The sequence below is a fragment of the Pseudomonas sp. W15Feb9B genome (assembly GCF_000828175.1).
Taxonomy (GTDB): Bacteria; Pseudomonadota; Gammaproteobacteria; order Pseudomonadales; family Pseudomonadaceae; genus Aquipseudomonas; species Aquipseudomonas parakoreensis.
Genome location: NZ_JTKF01000001.1, coordinates 73,400 through 93,509, shown reverse-complemented (window position 1 = coordinate 93,509; position 20,110 = coordinate 73,400). Strand labels below are relative to the sequence as shown.

The following is a 20,110-nucleotide window of genomic DNA, read 5'->3' as shown; positions in this document are numbered from 1 at the left end:
AATGCCTTTTTATTGTGATTACTGGGCTTTTTCGGCGGCCAGTTCTTCCAGATCGATGTAGCGGTTGCCGATGCGCGGGTGCAGGCGACCACCGTCGGCGCAACCGAGCACCACGACGATTTCGTCGGCACGCGGCGCGTCTTCGATCTGCATTTCCAGGGTGATGTAGTGCGAGCGCAGACCTTCGTCGTCCTTGTGCATCATCGGGATCTGGATCGACGTGCCCGGGCCGCCGCGCTTGTTGGTGAAGCTCAGGTAGCTCTTGGCCTTGACCGCTTCGCGGTAGTGATTGCCGAAGCGCAGGGTGTGGATCACCGCCGAGGCGTGTTCGATTTCGCCGTCGGCGCCGACCACTGCGGCTTTACCGTAAGCCTCGATCTTCTCGGCACCGCCGATGATGCCCACCAGACGCTCGACCATCATTGCGCCGAGGTCGGAGCAGTTGGCGCGGATTTGCGGTTTCAGGTCCTCGACGAAGCCGTTGCCGACCCACGGGTTCTTCATCACCACGGCCAGGCCAACCATGGTCACTGGCTTGTCAGTGGCCTTGCCGCCTTCGATGAAGGTTTCTTCGACATAGCTGACGATCTTGCGAATTTCGAAACTCATGAGCTGCTCCGTAGGGGAATTGAGAGTGTCTGTGCGTCTGATGGTATACCATAATACCGATCGCGCAAGTCCCCCACGCAAGATTTGCCGCATCGATCCGGCGAATGGCGGTGTATTCGCCTGCCATCCTCATCAATCCGCCACGACGCGATATCGATGTAGGAGCTGCGGCACGCTGCGATCTTTTGATCTTGTTTTTAAAAACCCGGATCAAAAGATCGCAGCGTGCCGCAGCTCCTACAGGGGGTTGTGTCGGGGTCATTTGGTTAACAAAAGATAACGTGGCGCCGATTGTCAGACGTTTCCAAAGCCCGATAGGATGAGCCAGCTTCCCAAGGCGCTCTGGACTGCGGGTTTCACGGCTATGCTTGTGACCCATCAGTCACCACGAGCACCCTTGCGGCGCCCTAAGGCCCAATGGCCTAACAATAATAAATAGGGGAAGGTCTATGAGTCGTTGCCGCCCGCCGGCGTTACGCAACACCGCGTTGCTGGCCACAGCACTCACACTGCTGGGCTGTGCTGCCTTGTCGGCACCCGTTCTGGCCGCCGAAGCGCCCGCCGACGGGGTGTACTCCACCGAATCGGCCAAAGCCGCCAAAAGCCTGATACTCGATGTTGTCCACGCCGGCACCCGGTTGGTGGCGGTGGGTGATCGTGGGCACATTCTCTATTCCGATGACCAAGGCAAGACCTGGACCCAGGCTAAGGTTCCGACCCGGCAACTGCTGACGGCGGTGTATTTCGCCGACGACAAGCACGGCTGGGCGGTCGGCCACGACGCGCAGATCCTCGCCAGCGCTGACGGCGGCCTGACCTGGAGCAAACAGTTCGAAGACCTCAAGCGCGAAGCACCGCTGCTCGACGTCTGGTTCCAGGACGTCAACCACGGCGTCGCCGTAGGCGCCTACGGTGCCTTGCTGGAAACCACCGATGGCGGCAAGAACTGGCAGGACGTCAGCGACCGCCTCGACAACCAGGACCAGTTCCACCTCAACGCCATCTCGGCGGTCAAGGACGCCGGGCTGTTCATCGTCGGCGAGCAGGGCAGCATGTTCCGCTCCCCGGACTGGGGCCAGACCTGGGAAAAACTCCAGGGCCCATATCAAGGCTCGCTGTTCGGCGTGATCGGCACCGCCCAGGCGCAGACCTTGTTGGCCTACGGCCTGCGCGGCAACCTCTATCGTTCCAGCGATTTCGGCAGCACCTGGCAGCAGGTCGAACTCAAAGCCGCGCGTGGTGCGCTGGAGTTCGGTCTGTCCGGCGCCACGCTGCTCGCCGACGGCTCGATCGTGATCGTCGGCAACGGCGGCTCGGTGATCAGCAGCAGCGACAACGGCGAAACCTTCAGCGTGTTCAACCGCCCGGACCGCATTTCGCTGTCCTCGGTGACAGCGGCCGGCGACGGCAATCTGATTCTGACCGGGCAGGGCGGCGTGCACACCACGCAGCCCAACGGCGCCGACATCAATAATAAGAAGGCGGGGCTATGACTTCCTTGAGCACTCATCATCAGGACAAGGCGACGTTCCTCGAACGTCTGATTTTCAACAACCGCCCGGCGGTGATCCTGATCTGCCTGGTGGTCAGCGTCTTCCTGTTCTGGCAGGCCACGCTGATTCGCCCCTCCACCAGTTTCGAAAAAATGATCCCGCTCAAGCATCCGTTCATCGAGAAGATGATGGAGCACCGCAACGATCTGGCGAACCTGGGCAACACCGTACGGATTTCGGTGGAAGCCAAAGACGGCGACATCTTCTCCAAGGAATACATGGAGACCCTGCGCCAGATCAACGACGAGGTGTTCTACATCTCCGGCGTCGACCGTTCCGGCCTCAAATCGCTGTGGAGTCCGAGCGTACGCTGGACCGAAGTGACCGAAGAGGGCTTTGCCGGCGGGGAAGTGATTCCGCAGAGCTACGACGGCTCGCCGGACAGCCTCGACATGTTGCGCAACAACGTGCTCAAGTCAGGGCAGGTCGGGCGCCTGGTGGCCAACGACTTCAAATCGAGCATCGTCGATATCCCGCTGCTGGAGTCCTACCCGGACCCGCAGGATCAGGGCAAGCTGCTGGCGCTGGACTACCGCCAGTTCTCCCATGAGCTCGAAGACAAGATCCGCAACAAGTTCGAAGCGCAGAACCCCAACGTCAAGATCCACATCGTTGGCTTCGCCAAGAAGGTCGGAGACCTGATCGACGGCCTGGTGATGGTGGTGATGTTCTTCGGCATCGCTTTCGTCATCACCCTGATTCTGCTGCTGTGGTTCACCAACTGCCTGCGCAGCACCATTGCGGTGTTGAGCACCACGCTGGTGGCGGTGGTCTGGCAACTCGGGCTGATGCACTTCTTCGGTTTCGGGCTGGATCCGTATTCGATGCTGGTGCCGTTCCTGATTTTCGCCATCGGCATTTCCCACGGCGTGCAGAAGATCAACGGTATCGCCCTGCAATCGAGTGAAGCGGACAACGCCCTGACTGCCGCGCGGCGCACCTTCCGGCAACTGTTCCTGCCGGGGATGATCGCGATTCTCGCTGACGCCGTGGGCTTCATCACCCTGCTGATCATTGATATCGGGGTGATCCGCGAACTGGCGATCGGCGCGTCCATCGGCGTGGCGGTCATCGTGTTCACCAACCTGATTCTGCTGCCGGTGGCGATTTCCTATGTCGGCATCAGCAAGCGTGCGATTGCCAAGAGCAAGAAGGACGCGAATCGCGAACATCCGTTCTGGCGCCTGCTGTCGAATTTCGCCAGCCCGAAAGTTGCCCCGGTTTCGATTGCTCTGGCGCTGCTCGCCTTCGGCGGCGGCCTCTGGTACAGCCAGAACCTGAAGATCGGCGACCTCGACCAGGGCGCGCCGGAGCTGCGTCCGGACTCGCGCTACAACAAGGACAACAACTTCATCATCAACAACTATTCCACCAGTTCCGACGTGCTGGTGGTGATGGTCAAGACCGCCACTGAAGGTTGCTCGCGCTACGAAGCGATGGCGCCGATCGACGAACTGATGTGGAAGATGCAGAACACCGAGGGCGTGCAGTCGGCGATCTCGCTGGTGACCGTATCCAAGCAGATGATCAAGGGCATGAACGAGGGCAACCTGAAATGGGAAACCCTGTCGCGCAACCCGGACGTGCTGAACAACTCGATCGCCCGCGCCGACGGCCTGTACAACAACAGCTGTTCGCTGGCGCCAGTTTTGATTTTCCTCAACGACCACAAGGCCGAAACCCTCGACCGCGCGGTGCATGCGGTGCAGGAATTCGCCAAGGCCAACAACAAGGACGGTCTGGAATTCATCCTCGCCGCCGGTAACGCCGGGATCGAGGCAGCCACCAACGAGGTGATCAAACAGGCCGAGCTGACCATCCTGATTCTGGTGTACATCTGCGTCGCAGTGATGTGCATGATCACCTTCCGTTCATGGGCGGCGACGCTGTGCATCGTCCTGCCGCTGGTACTGACCTCGGTGCTGGGCAACGCACTGATGGCGTTCATGGGCATCGGCGTCAAGGTCGCGACCCTGCCGGTGGTGGCACTGGGCGTGGGGATTGGCGTGGACTACGGCATCTACATCTACAGCCGTCTGGAGAGTTTCCTGCGCGCCGGTCTGCCGTTGCAGGAAGCCTATTACCAGACCCTGAAATCCACCGGTAAAGCGGTGCTGTTCACCGGCCTGTGCCTGGCCATCGGCGTGTGCACCTGGATCTTCTCGGCAATCAAGTTCCAGGCCGACATGGGCCTGATGCTGACCTTCATGTTGCTGTGGAACATGTTCGGTGCGCTGTGGCTGTTGCCGGCCCTGGCCAAGTTCTTGATCAAGCCGGAGAAACTGGCGGGGCAGAAGGGCAACTCGCTGTTTGCTCACTGATCCGGACGCCTGAAACGACAAAGCCGCAACCTCAGGGTTGCGGCTTTTTTATGAGTCAAGATCAAAAGCCCCTCACCCTAGCCCTCTCCCAGAGGGAGAGGGGACTGACCGAGGTGTGCGGCTTGATACATCGACCTGGAAATACCGAATCGATTATGGATTCACAGCAAATCATGAGATTTGAGATACCAGCCGATTATGGATTCAAAGAAAATCGTTCACGTCGGTGTAGGTCGTCAATATTCCCGGATCGGTCCCCTCTCCCTCGAGGAGAGGGCTAGGGTGAGGGCAAGCGGTCTCAAGGCTTACGAAAGATCCGCCCCAAGCACAACACTCAACGCACTGCGCGCATCATCCAGCTGCACCAGCGTCGCGTGGCGGGCACCCAGTGCATCGCGGTTCTCGATCGCGGTAAGAATCGCCTTGTGCCGTGGCAACGCCAGCTCATGCAGATTCGGTCGCTGGTTGGAATGCTTCAACGCCTCGGCAATCGCCACCGAAAGCATGTTGCACAGGTTCGCCAGCAAATCGTTGTGCGTCGCATCGGCAATCCGGCTATGGAAGTCCAGGTCCGGTTGCAGCAAGGCCTCCGGGGTCGGCGCGGCTTCCATGCGTTGATAGGCCTCGCCGATGGCGGCGATGTCGGCCTCGGTCGCGTGCTGGGCGGCGAGGGCGGCAGCGGCCGGTTCGATGATGCTGCGCACGCTGGTCAGCACATTGAAGAATTCATTCTGCGGACTGCTTTGCATCAGCCAGTGCAGCACGTCCGGGTCGAGCATGTGCCATTCGCGGCGCGCCTTGACCACCGTGCCGACGCGTGGTTTGGAGTACACCAGCCCCTTGGCCACCAGCACTCGCGTGGCTTCGCGCAACACCGGGCGGCTGACCGCGTATTCCTCGCACAGCAGTGCTTCGGCGGGCAGTTTGTCGTCGGGCAAAAAACGTCCGGAGACGATCTGCATGCCCAGTTCCTGGACAATGCGCGAGTGCATGCTTTTACGGTCGGAAGGTTTGCGGTAATCCATGGGGAACGGCGCGATCCTGAGCGATGGAGATGCCGCGCATCATAGCAGGCACCAGACAATCTTGAGGTGGATACACAAAGCAAATGTGGGAGCTGGCTTGCCAGCGATGGCGGGGTGTCAGTCAACATGAATGTCAGCTGGCAGACCGTAATCGCTGGCAAGCCAGCTCCCACAGGGGTGACGGTGTTAGTGGGAATGGCGTGGGACTTCCGCTCCACGACAGCCAACCAGGAAGTCGAAATCACAGCCCTGATCCGCCTGCAGCACATGGTCGATGTACAGCTGACGATAGCCGCCGACCAGTAGCTGCTGCGGTGGTTGCAGATCGGCCATGCGCGCCGCCAGTTCGGCATCCGGAATGTCCAGGTGCAAACGCCCGCTGGCGCAATCGAGCTCGATCCAGTCGCCTTCCTGCACCACCGCCAAAGGCCCACCGGCAGCGGCTTCCGGGGCAACGTGCAAAACCACGGTGCCGTACGCCGTGCCGCTCATCCGTGCATCCGAGATGCGTACCATGTCGGTCACGCCTTGGGCCAGCAGCTTGGCCGGCAAGCCCATGTTGCCCACCTCGGCCATGCCCGGATAACCCTTCGGCCCGCAGTTTTTCATCACCAGAATCGAGTCTTTATCGACATCCAGCTCCGGGTCGTTGATCCGCGCCTTGTACATGTCGAAGTTCTCGAAGACCACCGCACGACCGCGATGCTGCATCAATTCCGGGGTCGCGGCGGACGGCTTGAGTACCGCTCCCAGCGGCGCCAGGTTGCCGCGTAACACGCAGATACCGCCGTCCGCGCGGATCGGATTGTCGAGGGTGCGGATCACTTCGTCCTCGCCATAGATCGGCGCGTCCTTGGTGTTCTCGCCCAGCGATTTACCGTTGACGGTCAGCGCGTTCGGATTGGGGATCAGATTAGCCTCGCCGAGACGCCGCAGCACCGCCGGCAAGCCTCCGGCGTAGTAGAACTCCTCCATCAGGAAACGCCCGGACGGTTGCAGGTCGACAATGGTCGGCATGCCGCGCCCGATACGCGTCCAGTCGTCCAGATCCAGCTCGACACCGATGCGCCCGGCGATGGCTTTCAAGTGGATCACCGCGTTGGTCGATCCGCCAATAGCGGCGTTGACCCGAATGGCGTTTTCAAAGGCTTCCTTGGTCAGGATCTTCGACAGGCGCAAGTCTTCGCGCACCATCTCCACCGCGCGCATGCCGGACATGTGCGCCAACACGTAACGCCGCGCATCGACTGCCGGAATCGCCGCGTTGTGCGGCAACGACGTGCCCAGTGCTTCGGCCATGCAAGCCATGGTCGACGCGGTGCCCATAGTGTTGCAGGTGCCCGCCGAGCGTGACATACCGCCCTCGGCTGCAAGGAAGTCGTCGATGGTGATGGTGCCGGCCTTGACCTGCTCGCTGAGCTGCCAGACCACGGTGCCCGAGCCGATGTCCTTGCCCTTGTGCTTGCCGTTGAGCATCGGCCCGCCGGTGACGACGATCGCCGGCACATCGCAACTGGCCGCGCCCATCAGCAGCGCCGGGGTGGTTTTGTCGCAGCCGGTCAGCAGCACCACGCCGTCAATCGGGTTGCCGCGAATCGCTTCTTCGACGTCCATGCTTGCCAGGTTGCGGGTGAGCATTGCGGTCGGGCGCAGGTTCGACTCGCCATTGGAGAACACCGGGAATTCCACCGGAAAGCCGCCAGCCTCGATCACCCCGCGTTTGACGTGCTCCGCAATCTGGCGGAAATGCGCGTTGCACGGGGTCAGTTCCGACCAGGTATTGCAGATGCCGATGATCGGCTTGCCGTGGAACTGGTGGTCGGCGATGCCCTGATTCTTCATCCAGCTGCGGTACATGAAGCCGTTCTTGTCGGCCGTGCCAAACCATTGGGCGGAGCGCAGGGTGGGTTTCTTCTCAGACATGATCGATTCTCTTATTGTAAGACTATTGTTTGCGAGTCATGGCTAAACATAAGCGCAAAATCGCCGCTTTGGAAGTGTTGTTGGGTAATTAGTATTACTATATAGTCGTTTTCGACGGAGGGATTGGCCCTGGCGATTTTTCGCGAGAGGCGTCCCCCGAGGTTCTATAAAAACAACAATCGGAGACCGATCCCATGAGCCAGGAATTGCGGCTTATCCGCCGCATCACGCTGAAACTGATTCCCTTCCTGATCCTGCTGTACCTGATCGCCTATGTGGATCGCTCCGCCGTCGGCTTCGCCAAGCTGCACATGGGCGCTGACATCGGCATCGGTGATGCGGCCTACGGTCTCGGTGCCGGGCTGTTTTTCATTGGCTACTTTCTTCTCGAAATCCCCAGCAACCTGATGCTCGAACGCTTCGGTGCGCGGCGCTGGTTCGCGCGGATCATGATCACCTGGGGCGCGATCACCATCGGCATGGCGTTCGTCCAGGGCCCGCACAGTTTCTACGTGATGCGCTTTCTGCTCGGCGCGGCGGAGGCGGGGTTCTTCCCCGGTGTTCTGTACTACATCACCCAATGGTTCCCGGTGCGCCATCGCGGCAAGATCCTCGGCCTGTTCATCCTTTCGCAACCGATTGCGATGATGATCACCGGCCCGGTGTCCGGCGGCTTGCTCGGCATGGACGGCATCCTCGGGCTGCACGGCTGGCAGTGGCTGTTCATCGTCATCGGCACCCCGGCGATCCTGCTGACCTGGCCAGTACTGCGCTGGCTGCCCGATGGCCCGCAAAACGTGAAGTGGATGGATCGGGCCGAGAAGGACTGGCTGACCGGCGAACTGAAAAAGGATTTGCAGGAATACGGCCAGACCCGTCACGGCAACCCGCTGCATGCACTCAAGGACAAACGCGTGTTGCTGCTGGCGCTGTTCTACCTGCCGGTGACTCTGAGCATTTACGGCCTCGGCCTGTGGCTGCCGACGCTGATCAAACAGTTCGGCGGCAGCGATCTGGTCACCGGTTTCGTCTCGTCGGTGCCGTACATCTTCGGCATCGTTGGTCTGCTGATCGTGCCACGCAGCTCCGACCGCATGAACGATCGCTACGGCCACCTGGCGGTGCTCTATGTGCTGGGTGCACTGGGCCTGTTTTTCAGCGCCTGGCTGACCCTGCCGGTGGCGCAACTGGCGGCGCTGTGTCTGGTGGCGTTCGCGCTGTTTTCCTGCACGGCGGTGTTCTGGACCTTGCCCGGGCGGTTCTTTGCCGGCGCGAGTGCGGCAGCGGGGATCGCCTTGATCAACTCGGTGGGCAACCTCGGTGGTTACATCGGGCCGTTCGTGATTGGCGCATTGAAGGAATACACCGGGAATCTGGGTTCGGGGTTGTATTTCCTCAGCGCAGTGATGGTGTTCGGTTTGATTTTGACCGGCGTGGTTTACCGCGTGCTTGAGCGCAAACACGTCCTGCCAACCGAGCAATTCGCCGCCAGCGCACGCAGCGCCACCCGCACCTGATATCAAACGAACCATCACCGCAAACCCTGTGGGAGCTGGCTTGCCAGCGATGGCGGCGGCACATCCAACATAGCGGTATCTGACAGATTGCTATCGCTGGCAAGCCAGCTCCCACAGGGTTTTGCAGTGTTTCGAAGTTTTGTTTACAGGAGAAATTTATGCATCTGGTTCAATTCGAATTGATCAACGGCGAGCGCCGAGTCGGTATGGTCGACAACGGTCTGATCCGCGAAGTGCAGGACGCCCGCAGCGTACGCGATCTCGCGCTGGCCGCGATTGAGGCCGGCGGCACTCTGGAGCAGCAAGTACAAACCCACGGCCTGGGCATCAGTCATGACTATGCGCAGTTGCTCAAAGACCGGCGCATCCTGCCACCGCTGGATCACCCGGACCCGGCGCACTTGCTGGTCAGCGGTACCGGCCTCACGCATCTGGGTAGCGCCTCGGCGCGGGACAAGATGCACCAGCAGGTTGGCGACGAAGCACAAATGACCGACACCATGCGCATCTTCAAGTGGGGCGTGGAGGGCGGCAAACCGGCGGCAGGGCAGGCCGGTGTGCAACCGGAATGGTTCTACAAGGGCGACGGCAGCATCGTCGTGCGTCCGGGCGAGGCCTTTCCGTTGCCGCCGTTTGCCGAGGATGCCGGCGAGGAACCGGAAATGGCCGGGCTCTACGTCATCGGTCATGACGGCAAACCGTATCGCCTCGGTTTCGCGGTGGGCAACGAGTTCTCCGACCACGTCATGGAGCGCAAGAATTACCTGTACCTGGCCCACTCAAAACTGCGCAGTTGCAGCTACGGCCCGGAACTGCGCACCGGTGAATTGCCTCAACATCTGGCCGGCAGCAGTCGCATCCTGCGTAACGGCGAAGTGCTGTGGCAAAACGAATTTCTCAGCGGCGAAGCCAACATGTGCCACAGCCTCGCCAACCTTGAATACCACCACTTCAAATACCGTCAGTTCCTGCGTCCGGGCGACGTGCACATTCATTTTTTCGGCACCGCGACCCTGTCGTTCGCCGATGGCATCCGCACCCAACCGGGCGACCAGTTTGAAATCAGCCAGGCCGAATTCGGCGCACCGCTGGTCAACGGCATCGCGCCGGCAGCAGCGGCCTTTCAACCGGACAGCATCGGCACCCTTTAAGGAGCTCCCATGACGCAGATTCTTGGACACAACTTCATTGGCGGACAGCGCAGCGCAGCGGGCAACGTGACACTGCACAGCGTCGACGCAACCACTGGCGAACAGCTGCCGTACGCATTCATTCAAGCGACTGAAGCCGAAGTCGATGCCGCCGCCAAAGCCGCCGCCGCAGCGTACCCGGCCTATCGCAGCCTCAGCGCCGAACGTCGCGCGCAATTTCTCGACGCGATTGCCGATGAACTGGATGCCTTGGGTGATGATTTCGTCGCGCTGGTCTGCCGCGAAACCGCGCTGCCGACGGGGCGGATTCAGGGCGAGCGCGGGCGTACCAGCGGGCAGATGCGCCTGTTCGCCAAAGTCCTGCGGCGCGGAGATTTCTACGGTGCGCGAATCGATTTGCCGTTGCCGGATCGTCAGCCATTGCCGCGTCCAGATCTGCGCCAATACCGCATTGGCCTCGGCCCTGTCGCAGTGTTCGGTGCGAGCAACTTCCCGCTGGCGTTCTCGACGGCCGGTGGCGACACCGCTGCGGCGCTGGCCGCCGGCTGCCCGGTGGTGTTCAAGGCGCACAGCGGCCACATGGCAACCGCTGAACTTGTTGCCGACGCACTGATTCGTGCCGCCGAAAAAACCGCGATGCCGGCAGGCGTGTTCAACATGATCTACGGCGGTGGCGTCGGTGAATGGCTGGTCAAGCATCCGGCGATCCAGGCAGTGGGTTTTACCGGTTCGCTCAAGGGCGGTCGGGCACTCTGCGACATGGCAGCGGCGCGGCCGCAACCGATTCCGGTGTTCGCCGAAATGTCGAGCATCAACCCGGTGATCGTTCTGCCTCAAGCCTTGGCTGAGCGCTCGCAAGCCATCGCCCGCGACCTGACCGCCTCGGTGGTGCAGGGCTGCGGTCAGTTCTGTACCAATCCGGGTTTGGTCATTGGTATTCGCTCGCCGCAGTTCAGCGCCTTCGTCCAGCAAGTCGCCGGGCTGATTGGCGACCAACCGGCGCAAACCATGCTCAACGCCGGCACCCTTGGCAGTTACGGCAAAGGTCTGCAAAAGTTACTGGCACATTCCGGCATCGAGCATCTGGCGGGTAATCCGCAACAGGGCAATCAGGCGCAGCCACAACTGTTCAAGGCCGATGTCAGCCTGTTGATCAACGGCGATGAAGTGCTGCAGGAAGAAGTGTTCGGCCCGACCACGGTGATCGTCGAAGTGGCGGACAAGGCCGAGCTCAGCGCGGCGCTGCAGGGGCTGCACGGCCAACTGACGGCGACGATGATCGGCGAGCAGGCTGACTTCGAACGCTTCCCGGAACTGACGCCGCTGCTCGAACAGAAAGTCGGACGAATCCTGCTCAATGGTTATCCAACGGGTGTGGAGGTGTGTGATTCGATGGTGCACGGCGGGCCGTATCCGGCGACTTCCGATGCGCGCGGTACCTCGGTGGGGACGCTGGCGATCGATCGGTTCCTGCGCCCGGTATGCTTCCAGAATTACCCCGATAGCTTGCTGCCGGAACCGCTGAAAAACGCCAACCCGTTGCGCATTCAACGGCTGGTAGACGGCAAGCCCTCGCGCGACGCGTTGTAACGGTCCGCCAATTTCCCTGTGGGAGCTGGCTTGCCAGCGATGAGGACGGCACATTCAACATTGATGTGTCTGACAAATTGCCATCGCTGGCAAGCCAGCTCCCACAGGGTCCTGCGTCAACAATGAGCTATCATTGCCGGTTTCCCTCCCTGAAAGACTTGATTGCCATGACTGCCCAAACCCTTCTCAACGCCCTCGAACACTGCGGCATGGTCGAAATCGATGGCTTGCACGCCTTCGAATTCGCCCTCGACGAAGACGACAACCTGCACATTGAATGCATCGACGGCCGAGAGGCCAAGCATTGGGAATTCACGCCGGCTCAGGTTGAAGCAGCGACGTTTGACGAAGACCTGCAGAGCTGGCTGATCATTGGCTACGCCAGCGACACCAAGACCACTGGCGAACACCGTCTGGTGTGCCTCGGTGATGTGCTCAGCAGCAGCGACGACGAGGATGACAATTAATGAACATGCGTAAATTCTGGCCATTGCTGATGGCTGGCAGCGTCGGTGCGATGGGCCTGTCCAGTGCCAGCGCCGAGAGCTATCAATTGCTGGTCGGCTCCTACACCGCCGGCACCAGCCAGGGCATCTATCGAATGAATTTCGACAGCGCCACAGGCCAGATCGCCGCCAAGCCGCTGCAAGTGGTGAAGAGCGAAAACCCATCATGGCTGACCTTGTCCAAAGACCAGAAGCAGCTGTTCGTGGTCAATGAAAACGGTCCCGGCCAGAAAGACCCGGTCGGCCGCGTCAGCAGCTATTCGATCGATCCCAAGACCCACGTCCTGACGCTGATCAATCAAGTGCAGAGCCTGGGCAACGAGCCGACCCATTCGAGCCTCAGCGGCGATGCCAGCCATCTGTTCGTCAGCAACTATTCGGTGGTCGAAGATCCGGGCGGCACCCTCGCGGTGTTGCCGGTCGGTGCCGATGGCAAACTCAAACCGGTGGTGCAGATGAGCGCGCACCCGGCGAGCCGGGTCAACCCCGAGCGTCAGGCCTCGAACCACGTGCACTCGACGGTGTCCTCGCCGGATGGCCGCTACGTGTTCTCCAACGACCTGGGGGCGGACAAGGTCTTCATCTACCAGTTCGACCCGAAAGCCAACCCGGAGCTGCCGTTGACCCCGGCGAAAACTGCTTCGGTGAGCCTGCCGGCCGGCAGCGGCCCGCGTCACTTGCTGTTCAGCGCGGACGGTAAACATGCCTGGCTGACCATGGAAATGAGCGCGCAGGTCGCGGTGTTCGACTACCACGATGGCGTGCTGACCCAGACGCAACTGGTCGATCTGGCCGCCGGTCAGCCGACTTCGGACAAAGCCGCCGCCGCGCTGCATGCCTCGGCCGATGGCAAGTTCCTCTACGTCAGCAACCGTGGTACCGCCAATCAGCTACTGGTTTTCAGTATCGATCCGGCAACCGGCCAGCTCAAGGAACTGCAAAAACGTTCAGTGGAAGGCGATCACCCGCGCGAATTCAGCCTCGATCCAAGTGGCAAATTCCTGCTGATCGCCAACCAGAAGAGCAACGAAATTGTCGTCGTCGAGCGCGACGCCAAGACCGGTCTGCTCGGCAAAACCGTGCAGAAACTGCCGATGGACGCGCCCAGTGACCTGAAGTTTATCGTGCGACAATAAGCCACAGGCCCCGGTTTACGGGGCCTGTCTCTTTGTATTAATCGCGCTGATATCCGGTAATGCTACAAAGCATTTCAAGCGATCAACCCTCGAGCGTTAAGTTTGCTTCACGGCCCAACCGGGCAAAGCAAGCCAACCGAACACGAGGGTTACCGCCATGAACTTCAATCTCTTCTCCGTCATCGCCGCTTCCGCCATCTCTGCCACCGTTGCATTGCCAGCCAGTGCCAACGTTGAAATCGCCAGCAAAAAATCCCACACCCAGAGCTACACCCAGAAATACCTGCAACAGAGCGCCAACTTCTACGCCGCTCTGGATCACAAAGCCCAACACTGAAATGCCCGCTTCGAACAACTCCCTGTAGGAGCTGCCGAAGGCTGCGATCTTTTGATCTTCAACGTCAAAAGATCGCAGCCTTCGGCAGCTCCTACACGTATGCGTGATCAAAAAATCTCCGCTCGATAGGTTTTCTCCAACGCTGAGATAGACGGCCTAAATAATCAACGAAGCTGATGTTTACTATGGCAAACCCTGAGTGGTTACCACGGCTTTTTTGATTGATCCTGACGGCACTGAAACATGCCCACGGAGCACATCATGGCCAGTTCAATCATCACCTCAGCCAAGCGCGGCGCCTACCTGGCCATCGGTCTTTACCTGGCCCTGGTGCTGTTCGTCAGCATCGCTGCGCAAACCCAACACAGCTTCGACGCACCGATCGAGGTCGCACACCCCGGCATCCAGTTCGAACACCGCGCAGACGTGCTGGTTGATCGTGCTGAACTCGCAGGAGTGAGCGGCGCATGAAAGGCTACAGACTCTGGGTCATCGCCGGACTGGCACTGATGACCAATGGCGCGGCGTTACTCGGCTTCGGCCAGGGTTCGGTGGGTGCGCTGGCGCGGGCCATAGAGGCCAATCACAGCATTGCGCACAATATCGAACGGGCCAATTCGCAGGGGTTGCTGGCCGGTAATCCGCCGATCAAGGCTGAGGTCGATTTTCTTGGGCCGTTTGAAGTGGATTGCATGGCGTTGGGCATGTGCGATGCTCTTGCATAACCTGTGGCGAGGGAGCTTGCTCCCGCTGGGTTGCGAAGCAGCCCCAAATGCGGCGATCCCCTATTTCTGATGATCCGTGTTGAATGGATTTGCGACTGCTGCGCAGCCGAGCGGGAGCAAGCCCCCTCGCCACAGGTGTTCGGCAAGCAAGAAGAGAAAGTTATTTCTTCATGATTGAGGTGAACAGCTCGGAGTCGAGGAAACGCTGCAACCAGACCTGCAAGCGAACGTAAGGCGTCTGCGCAAACCACTCACGATCGACGTGAGCAAACTGCCGCACAAACGGCAGCAGCGCGATATCCGCAAGACACGGATGATCACTCAGCAAATAATCCCGACCTTCAAGCAACCCATCCAGCCGCTGCAAAAACACCGCGCCCTCGGCCCGATAAACCTCCATCGGTTGCTCCGGATAGTGTTCGGCGTATTTATAGCGGTTCAACTGCACCTTGAACCCCTGATCATTGGCCTCGATCAACCCGGCAATCCGTGAATCGCCATCGAGCAGCCAATCATCCGGATCGTGCTGCGCCAACGCCCAGCGCATGATCTCCAGACTTTCATCAATCACCTGTCCATCGACCTCCAGCACCGGTACCGTGCCTTTGGGTGAGATCGCGAGCATCTCGGCCGGTTTGGCCTTGAGGCTGACTTCGACGATCTCCACCGGTACCCCCGAATAGCGCAGGGCCATCCGCGCGCGCATCGCGTAGGGGCAGCGGCGGAACGAATACAGCGTGTTCATTTCACCTCCAGTGTGCTCAAGCCGTTGCCTTGGCGTTGTACCTGAATCTGCACCGGAATCCGTTCGTGCATTTCCTGCACGTGGGAAATCACCGCGACTTTGCGTCCCTGGGCCTGCAAGCCGTCGAGGGCGTCCATGGCCAGTTGCAGCGATTCCGGATCGAGGCTACCGAAGCCTTCGTCGATGAACAACGATTCGATTTTCAGCGTGCTCGACGCCATCGAGGCCAGGCCCAGTGCGAGGGCCAGTGACACCAGGAAGGTCTCGCCGCCGGACAGCGAATGCACCGAGCGCAATTCGTCGCCCATCTCGGTATCCAGCACCAGCAGGCCGAGCATGCTGCCGCCGCGTTTGAGGCGATAGCGTTTGACCAGTTGGCGCAACTGCACGTTGGCGTGATGCACCAGCAGGTCGAGGTTGTAGGCCTGGGCGATCTTGCGGAAGGTGTCGCCGGTGGCCGAGCCGATCAACGCGTTCAGGCGCGCCCAGCGCTGGTACTCGGCGTAAGCGTCGGCGATCTGCTGCGCGAGTGCCTGATTGGCGTTCTGCCGGCGCTGATCTTCGGCCTGCTCGGCGCGCAGTTCGGCGCACTGTTGTTCACTGAGATTGAACTGGTTCTGCAGCTCGGCGAGAGCGCTGGCGAGTTGCTCGGCATCGAGATTGCCGTTGTGCTGCGCCTGATGATCGGCCAGGCGCTGATCGCGCTCCTGCAGCAGCACCCTGGCCTGTTCGATGGCTTTTTCGTTGTGCTGCAAGCGCTGGCGCAGTTCACTGAGCTGTGTGTCATCGACGCGCAACAGGTCTTCGAGGCCGCCGTCATCCAATTCAGGATGGCGTGCGCGCCAGTCGGCAATCTTCTGCGTCAGTTCGCTGTCTTCGCTTTGCAGTGCCTGCAAGCGTTCTTGTTGTGCCTTGAGTTCGGCGCCAATTTGCACAAGTTGCGTACGCACGCTCTGCAGTTGTGCAGCAGTGCTGGTTTCGGCGTTGCGCGCCTGTTCCACAGCCTGTTCCAGCTGCTGCTGCCAGTGCTCGGCGCTGCTGTGCTCGCCCAGCAGGCGCGCGAGTTTTTCCTGACTGGCCTGTTGCTGCTCGGCCAGGGCGCTGAACTGCTGCTCGGCGCTTTGCAGCTGTTGTACACGGCTATGTTGGCGGTCCTGTTCTTTCTCCAGCGTTTGCTGGCGTTGTTGCTGTTCGGCCAACTCTTCCTTCTGCTGCTCAACCTGCGCCAGACGCTCGGCAATCTGCCGATCCAGCTGCATGAAGGTTGCCGCCGGTTCAACGCGCAGGGCTTCGAGGGTGTCGGCTGGCAGCAGGCTTGCGAACGCGCTGAGCTCTTCGTCGAGACGCTGACGGTCGCTGCTCAGTTCGCGTTGTTGGTTACTCAGGTGCTGCGCCGCTTGCTGATGTGCGGTTTCGGCATTGCGCAGTTGCTGGGTCAAGCGCGCCGCATCCTGTTGCAGGGTGAGCAGGGCGCTCTGGCGTTGTTCGTCCTGAGTGATGCTCTGGTTCAGCTGATCGTTCTGCCGGGTCAGCCAGGCGTCGCGCTTGTCGGCGTCCTGATTCAGTAACTGAGCGGACAGCGGATGGGCGTCGAGGCTCGGCGCTAGTGCCTGTTGCTGCGCGACCAGTTGTTCCTGTTGTTGCAGCAGCTCCTTTTGTTGAGCGATCACGCCACCGACTTCGGCGCGCAGTTCGATGAGCTTTTCCTTGAGCTGATCGACCACTTGCTGGGCGTTGGCCTGTTCGCTTTCATCATGACGGCCGAGGCTTTGCAGCAGCGCTTCCGGCTGATGATACGGATGCTCGTTGCTGCCACAGACCGGGCACGGCTGATCGTCCTGCAACTGCGCGCGCAGCTCTTCGACACTGGCGCTGCGGGCCAGACGCTGGCGTTCAAGCAGCTCACGGGTGACGTTGAGGGTTTGCTCAGCGACAGTCAGTTCGGCCTTGGTTTTCACCCCGTCCTGGGTCAGGCGCTCGCGTTCCTGCTGTGCATCGAGCAGACGCTGTTGCAGCTCTACGCCGCGTTTTTCCAGCGCCTGCTGACTGGCCCAGAGCCGCGTCAGGTCTTCGATGGCACGCAGTTGTTTGCGGTTGTCCTGCAGCAGATTGCCAAGGATGCCGATCTGTTCGGCGACGGCATCCGGCTCGGCGCCGGCCTCCTTGAACAGCACTTCCAGTTGTTGTTTTTGCGCGGCCAGCGTCTCGGCGCTGAGCGCCGCGTTCTGTTCGAGGGTCGCCAGTTCGGCCTGACCTTTATTCAGGCGATTGCCGATCAGCATCAGCTGTTGCAGGCGATCGCGGTAGGCATTCCATGCATCGCTGAGCGGCGCCAGACCCGCACTCTGCTCCAGCCCGGCGGCGATTTTCTGCAGGCGTTCAGCGACTTCGGCCTGTTTCGTCTGCAAGGCCTGAATTGCGCCCTGGCCTTCGCTGCAGGCCAGCTCGGCGGCTTGCCGGGTTTCGGCGCTGAGGGCTGTTTCCTTGGCGAGGCGGGCGAGGGTGCTTTGCTCGTCGAAGGCCTGACGCAGCAGCGGGGCACTTTCGCTGTGCCGCTGCTGCGCTTCGCTCAGGGCGATGTTTGCCGCATTGAGCGCCTGTTCCAGTTGCGTCTGGCGCTCGTTGAGCTCGCCGTGTTGTTGGGTATGCGCGGCAATCTGTGCCGCCAGCGGCGTCAGTTGCGCATCCAGTTCAGTCTTGCGCGCGAACTGGTGGCGTTGCGGCGCGAGTTGCTCCAGGCGCGTCAGCTTCAGGCGCTCGCCAGCCAGACCTTCCCACTGCTGCTGTGCACTCTGCAGTTGTTCGGCGGCCGCTTGTTGCGCGTCCTGCAATTGGCGCAAATCCTTGAGCCAGCTGTGCTGTTGTTCCAGTTGCTTGAGCTGGGCCTGCTGCAACTTCAACTGTTGCTGGGCGGCGTTGAAGCGTTCGTCCAGCTCGGCCCGCGCTTCGGGCGTCAGCGGAGTCACGCCAGTGGCCTGATCCTGCAGCAGCTTGTGCGCTTCGCGGGCCTCTTTGGTCTTGTCGAACGCGCGGCGACCGAGGCGGGTGTAGAGCGCGGTGTCGGTGAGTTTCTCCAGCAGTTCGCTGCGGTCGTTGTCGTCGGCCTTGAGAAACGCGCTGAACTCGCTCTGGGCCAGCAGCACGGCACGGGTGAATTGTTCGAAGTTCAGGCCCAGCGCGGCTTCGAGTTGGGTCTTGTATTCGCCTTTCTGACTGGCGAGCAGTTGATCCTGATCGATGTCGCGCAGGCTCTGGCGACTGGCCTGCAACTTGCCGCCGGCCTTTTCCCGGGCGCGGTTGGCTTCCCAGCGCGCGCGATAACGCCGGCCATCGACGCCGACAAAATCCACTTCCGCGTAACCTTCACCGGTACCACGGCGCAGCAAGGTACGCGGGTCGCCGGTGGCGATTTCGCCGTCGGCATCCGGCACCTTGGCGTCACGACCGGTGTTGTTCAGCCGTGGCACGGCGCCAAACAGCGCCAGGCACAAGGCGTCGAGCAAGGTACTTTTACCGGCGCCGGTCGGCCCGGTGATCGCGAACAGGCCGGCACTGGCCAGCGGTTCGGCGGTGAAATCAATCTCGAACGGCCCGGCCAGAGAGGCGAGGTTCTTCAAGCGAATGGCGAGAATCTTCATGGCTGCTCGCCCTCCAGTTGCACGTCCTGCAGCAGCTCGGCGAAGTCCTTCAGCGTCTGTTCATCGACCTCGTTGCCGTAGTTGTCGAGCCAGGCGCGGCTGAACAGCTCCTGCGGAGTGAGTTGATCCAGTTCGACCAGTGCGCTGCCGTCATCGCTGCCCTCAGCGCCACGGTTGCCGGCGTACTCGGCGGCGATCCGCACCAGGCGCACGGCTTTGCCTTGCAAGGCGTTTTCCACCTGATGGCGCAGATCCGGCTGCGGCTCGTCGAGGGTGACGCGCACTTCCAGCCATGGCTGACGCTGGGTTTCAGCGAGCAGATCGATGTTCGGCAAGTCCGCCAGTTGCAGCAGAATCTCCGCCAGCGGCGCCGGACCGATGCGTTGCAGGTTGACCGAGCGCGGGATCAGTTTCGGCTCGACGCTGACCAGGGTTTCGCCGTCGAGGGTGATGTCGAGAATCTGGTGTTGATAGCCGATCTCTGAAAACGACAGCGGAATCGGCGAGCCGCTGTAGCGAATGCGTTCTTCACCGTTGACCTTCTGCGGCTTGTGCAAATGGCCGAGGGCAACGTAGCTGATGCTCGGCCCGAACAGGCTGGCGGGCAGCGCCTCGGCATTACCGATGATCAGGCTGCGCTCGGAGTCTTCCGAGACCGAGCCGCCAGCCATGTGCGCGTGGCTGATGGCGACCAGTGCCTGACCCGGCTGGCGCTTGGCATTCGCCGCTTCGATCAGCCACTCATGCACCTGACCGATACCGCGCAGATAGTCGTCGCCCAGATGCGCACCGGTCACTTCCGCCGGACGCAGGAACGGCAGCGCCAGGCACCACGCGGCGACTTCGCCGGTTTTATCCGGCAACGGCAGCAGCAGGCGTTCGGCATCCAGTTGCCCGTCATCCAGCCACAACACCCGACCCAGCGCATGGGTGCGCAAACGGCGCATCAACGGCGCGGGCAGTTCTATGCGCGAGCCGGAATCGTGGTTGCCGGCGATCATTACGATGGTCAGCAACGGCTGCTGTTCGTGAGCGCTGACGATGAAGTCGTAGAGGCGTTCCTGGGCTTTGACCGGTGGGTTGACCGTGTCGAAGATGTCCCCGGCAATCAGCAGCACATCCGGCTGCGCCAGTTGCAGTTGGCGCAGCAGCCAATCGAGAAAGCACGCATGCTCGAAATCGCGCTCCTGGCCATGCAGGTTTTGCCCAAGGTGCCAGTCGGAGGTGTGGAACAGACGCAAGGTGGACTCCGCTACAGAAAGAGGTGATGGCCGCGGGGGAAATGATGGGCGGCAAAGAGGGGGGAGTTTACTGGCAAACGGGCGGGCTTGCCC

The 20,110-nt window shown here is 61.0% G+C and carries 16 protein-coding genes; 10 read left to right on the top strand and 6 right to left on the bottom strand.

Going from position 1 to position 20,110, the window contains the following annotated elements:
* Positions 1 to 18 precede the first annotated feature (18 nt).
* Positions 19 to 609: an amino acid synthesis family protein gene (locus OC71_RS00355; RefSeq protein ID WP_007968626.1), complete on the bottom strand. Its 591-nt coding sequence runs from the start codon at positions 607 to 609 to the stop codon at positions 19 to 21.
* Positions 610 to 1,058: 449 nt separating this feature from the next.
* On the opposite strand from OC71_RS00355, the gene OC71_RS00350 reads away from it, so the two are divergent.
* Both OC71_RS00350 and OC71_RS00345 read left to right on the top strand, forming a co-directional pair.
* Complete coding sequence (locus OC71_RS00350; RefSeq protein ID WP_041062526.1) at positions 1,059 to 2,102, top strand: YCF48-related protein; 1,044 nt, start codon at positions 1,059 to 1,061, stop codon at positions 2,100 to 2,102.
* Positions 2,099 to 4,483, top strand: a complete 2,385-nt coding sequence (locus tag OC71_RS00345) for an RND family transporter (RefSeq protein WP_041062522.1) — start codon at positions 2,099 to 2,101, stop codon at positions 4,481 to 4,483. The genes OC71_RS00350 and OC71_RS00345 overlap by 4 nt, the downstream gene beginning before the upstream one ends.
* Before the next feature lie 305 nt (positions 4,484 to 4,788).
* Here the strand turns inward: OC71_RS00345 and OC71_RS00340 are convergent, their stop codons facing one another.
* Both OC71_RS00340 and OC71_RS00335 read right to left on the bottom strand, forming a co-directional pair.
* On the bottom strand, positions 4,789 to 5,508 hold the full coding sequence (locus tag OC71_RS00340) for a FadR/GntR family transcriptional regulator (protein ID WP_041062520.1): 720 nt from the start codon (positions 5,506 to 5,508) through the stop codon (positions 4,789 to 4,791).
* Positions 5,509 to 5,694: 186 nt separating this feature from the next.
* Positions 5,695 to 7,431: an IlvD/Edd family dehydratase gene (locus tag OC71_RS00335; RefSeq protein ID WP_027613081.1), complete on the bottom strand. Its 1,737-nt coding sequence runs from the start codon at positions 7,429 to 7,431 to the stop codon at positions 5,695 to 5,697.
* Between the two features lie 194 nt (positions 7,432 to 7,625).
* On the opposite strand from OC71_RS00335, the gene OC71_RS00330 reads away from it, so the two are divergent.
* From OC71_RS00330 to OC71_RS00295, 8 genes are all read left to right on the top strand, one after another.
* Positions 7,626 to 8,948 (top strand): MFS transporter, encoded by a 1,323-nt coding sequence (locus tag OC71_RS00330; RefSeq protein WP_041062509.1) that lies wholly within the window; start codon positions 7,626 to 7,628, stop codon positions 8,946 to 8,948.
* 158 nt (positions 8,949 to 9,106) lie between these two features.
* The gene (araD1, locus tag OC71_RS00325) at positions 9,107 to 10,099 is read left to right on the top strand and encodes an AraD1 family protein (RefSeq protein WP_041062507.1); all 993 of its coding nucleotides are present in this window, start codon (positions 9,107 to 9,109) and stop codon (positions 10,097 to 10,099) included.
* 9 nt (positions 10,100 to 10,108) lie between these two features.
* The gene (locus OC71_RS00320) at positions 10,109 to 11,689 is read left to right on the top strand and encodes an aldehyde dehydrogenase (NADP(+)) (RefSeq protein WP_041062504.1); all 1,581 of its coding nucleotides are present in this window, start codon (positions 10,109 to 10,111) and stop codon (positions 11,687 to 11,689) included.
* Positions 11,690 to 11,811: 122 nt separating this feature from the next.
* Positions 11,812 to 12,156, top strand: a complete 345-nt coding sequence (locus tag OC71_RS00315; protein WP_174376873.1) for a DUF5629 family protein — start codon at positions 11,812 to 11,814, stop codon at positions 12,154 to 12,156.
* The gene (locus tag OC71_RS00310) at positions 12,156 to 13,331 is read left to right on the top strand and encodes a lactonase family protein (protein WP_041062498.1); all 1,176 of its coding nucleotides are present in this window, start codon (positions 12,156 to 12,158) and stop codon (positions 13,329 to 13,331) included. The genes OC71_RS00315 and OC71_RS00310 overlap by 1 nt, the downstream gene beginning before the upstream one ends.
* Before the next feature lie 157 nt (positions 13,332 to 13,488).
* Entirely contained in the window at positions 13,489 to 13,668 is a 180-nt protein-coding gene (locus tag OC71_RS00305; RefSeq protein ID WP_041062495.1) for a hypothetical protein, read from the top strand.
* Between the two features lie 261 nt (positions 13,669 to 13,929).
* Complete coding sequence (locus OC71_RS00300; RefSeq protein WP_041062492.1) at positions 13,930 to 14,139, top strand: hypothetical protein; 210 nt, start codon at positions 13,930 to 13,932, stop codon at positions 14,137 to 14,139.
* Positions 14,136 to 14,393, top strand: coding sequence for a hypothetical protein (locus OC71_RS00295; RefSeq protein WP_041062489.1), 258 nt, complete (start codon positions 14,136 to 14,138; stop codon positions 14,391 to 14,393). Before OC71_RS00300 ends, OC71_RS00295 begins: the two co-directional genes overlap by 4 nt.
* A 160-nt stretch (positions 14,394 to 14,553) precedes the next feature.
* Here OC71_RS00295 and OC71_RS00290 read toward each other — a convergent pair whose 3' ends face one another.
* From OC71_RS00290 to OC71_RS00280, 3 genes are read right to left on the bottom strand one after another with little or no spacing between them, the layout of a single operon-like run.
* Positions 14,554 to 15,138 carry a glutathione S-transferase gene (locus tag OC71_RS00290; protein WP_041062487.1) on the bottom strand — a complete coding sequence of 195 codons (585 nt, stop codon included), beginning with the start codon at positions 15,136 to 15,138 and terminating at the stop codon, positions 14,554 to 14,556.
* Positions 15,135 to 18,776, bottom strand: coding sequence for an AAA family ATPase (locus OC71_RS00285; RefSeq protein WP_041062484.1), 3,642 nt, complete (start codon positions 18,774 to 18,776; stop codon positions 15,135 to 15,137). Before OC71_RS00285 ends, OC71_RS00290 begins: the two co-directional genes overlap by 4 nt.
* On the bottom strand, positions 18,773 to 20,017 hold the full coding sequence (locus tag OC71_RS00280; RefSeq protein ID WP_041062481.1) for an exonuclease SbcCD subunit D C-terminal domain-containing protein: 1,245 nt from the start codon (positions 20,015 to 20,017) through the stop codon (positions 18,773 to 18,775). Before OC71_RS00280 ends, OC71_RS00285 begins: the two co-directional genes overlap by 4 nt.
* Between the last annotated feature and the right edge of the window lie 93 nt (positions 20,018 to 20,110).

What these genes read in the sequence shown, in the direction of transcription:
- OC71_RS00335 (WP_027613081.1), bottom strand. Translation starts at nt 7,431, where the DNA reads ATGTCTGAGAAGAAACCCACCCTGCGCTCCGCCCAATGGTTTGGCACG.
- OC71_RS00320 (WP_041062504.1), top strand. Translation starts at nt 10,109, where the DNA reads ATGACGCAGATTCTTGGACACAACTTCATTGGCGGACAGCGCAGCGCA.
- OC71_RS00310 (WP_041062498.1), top strand. Translation starts at nt 12,156, where the DNA reads ATGAACATGCGTAAATTCTGGCCATTGCTGATGGCTGGCAGCGTCGGT.
- OC71_RS00290 (WP_041062487.1), bottom strand. Translation starts at nt 15,138, where the DNA reads ATGAACACGCTGTATTCGTTCCGCCGCTGCCCCTACGCGATGCGCGCG.
- OC71_RS00315 (WP_174376873.1), top strand. Translation starts at nt 11,812, where the DNA reads ATGAGCTATCATTGCCGGTTTCCCTCCCTGAAAGACTTGATTGCCATG.
- OC71_RS00355 (WP_007968626.1), bottom strand. Translation starts at nt 609, where the DNA reads ATGAGTTTCGAAATTCGCAAGATCGTCAGCTATGTCGAAGAAACCTTC.
- OC71_RS00350 (WP_041062526.1), top strand. Translation starts at nt 1,059, where the DNA reads ATGAGTCGTTGCCGCCCGCCGGCGTTACGCAACACCGCGTTGCTGGCC.
- OC71_RS00330 (WP_041062509.1), top strand. Translation starts at nt 7,626, where the DNA reads ATGAGCCAGGAATTGCGGCTTATCCGCCGCATCACGCTGAAACTGATT.
- araD1 (WP_041062507.1), top strand. Translation starts at nt 9,107, where the DNA reads ATGCATCTGGTTCAATTCGAATTGATCAACGGCGAGCGCCGAGTCGGT.
- OC71_RS00300 (WP_041062492.1), top strand. Translation starts at nt 13,930, where the DNA reads ATGGCCAGTTCAATCATCACCTCAGCCAAGCGCGGCGCCTACCTGGCC.
- OC71_RS00340 (WP_041062520.1), bottom strand. Translation starts at nt 5,508, where the DNA reads ATGGATTACCGCAAACCTTCCGACCGTAAAAGCATGCACTCGCGCATT.
- OC71_RS00305 (WP_041062495.1), top strand. Translation starts at nt 13,489, where the DNA reads ATGAACTTCAATCTCTTCTCCGTCATCGCCGCTTCCGCCATCTCTGCC.
- OC71_RS00285 (WP_041062484.1), bottom strand. Translation starts at nt 18,776, where the DNA reads ATGAAGATTCTCGCCATTCGCTTGAAGAACCTCGCCTCTCTGGCCGGG.
- OC71_RS00295 (WP_041062489.1), top strand. Translation starts at nt 14,136, where the DNA reads ATGAAAGGCTACAGACTCTGGGTCATCGCCGGACTGGCACTGATGACC.
- OC71_RS00345 (WP_041062522.1), top strand. Translation starts at nt 2,099, where the DNA reads ATGACTTCCTTGAGCACTCATCATCAGGACAAGGCGACGTTCCTCGAA.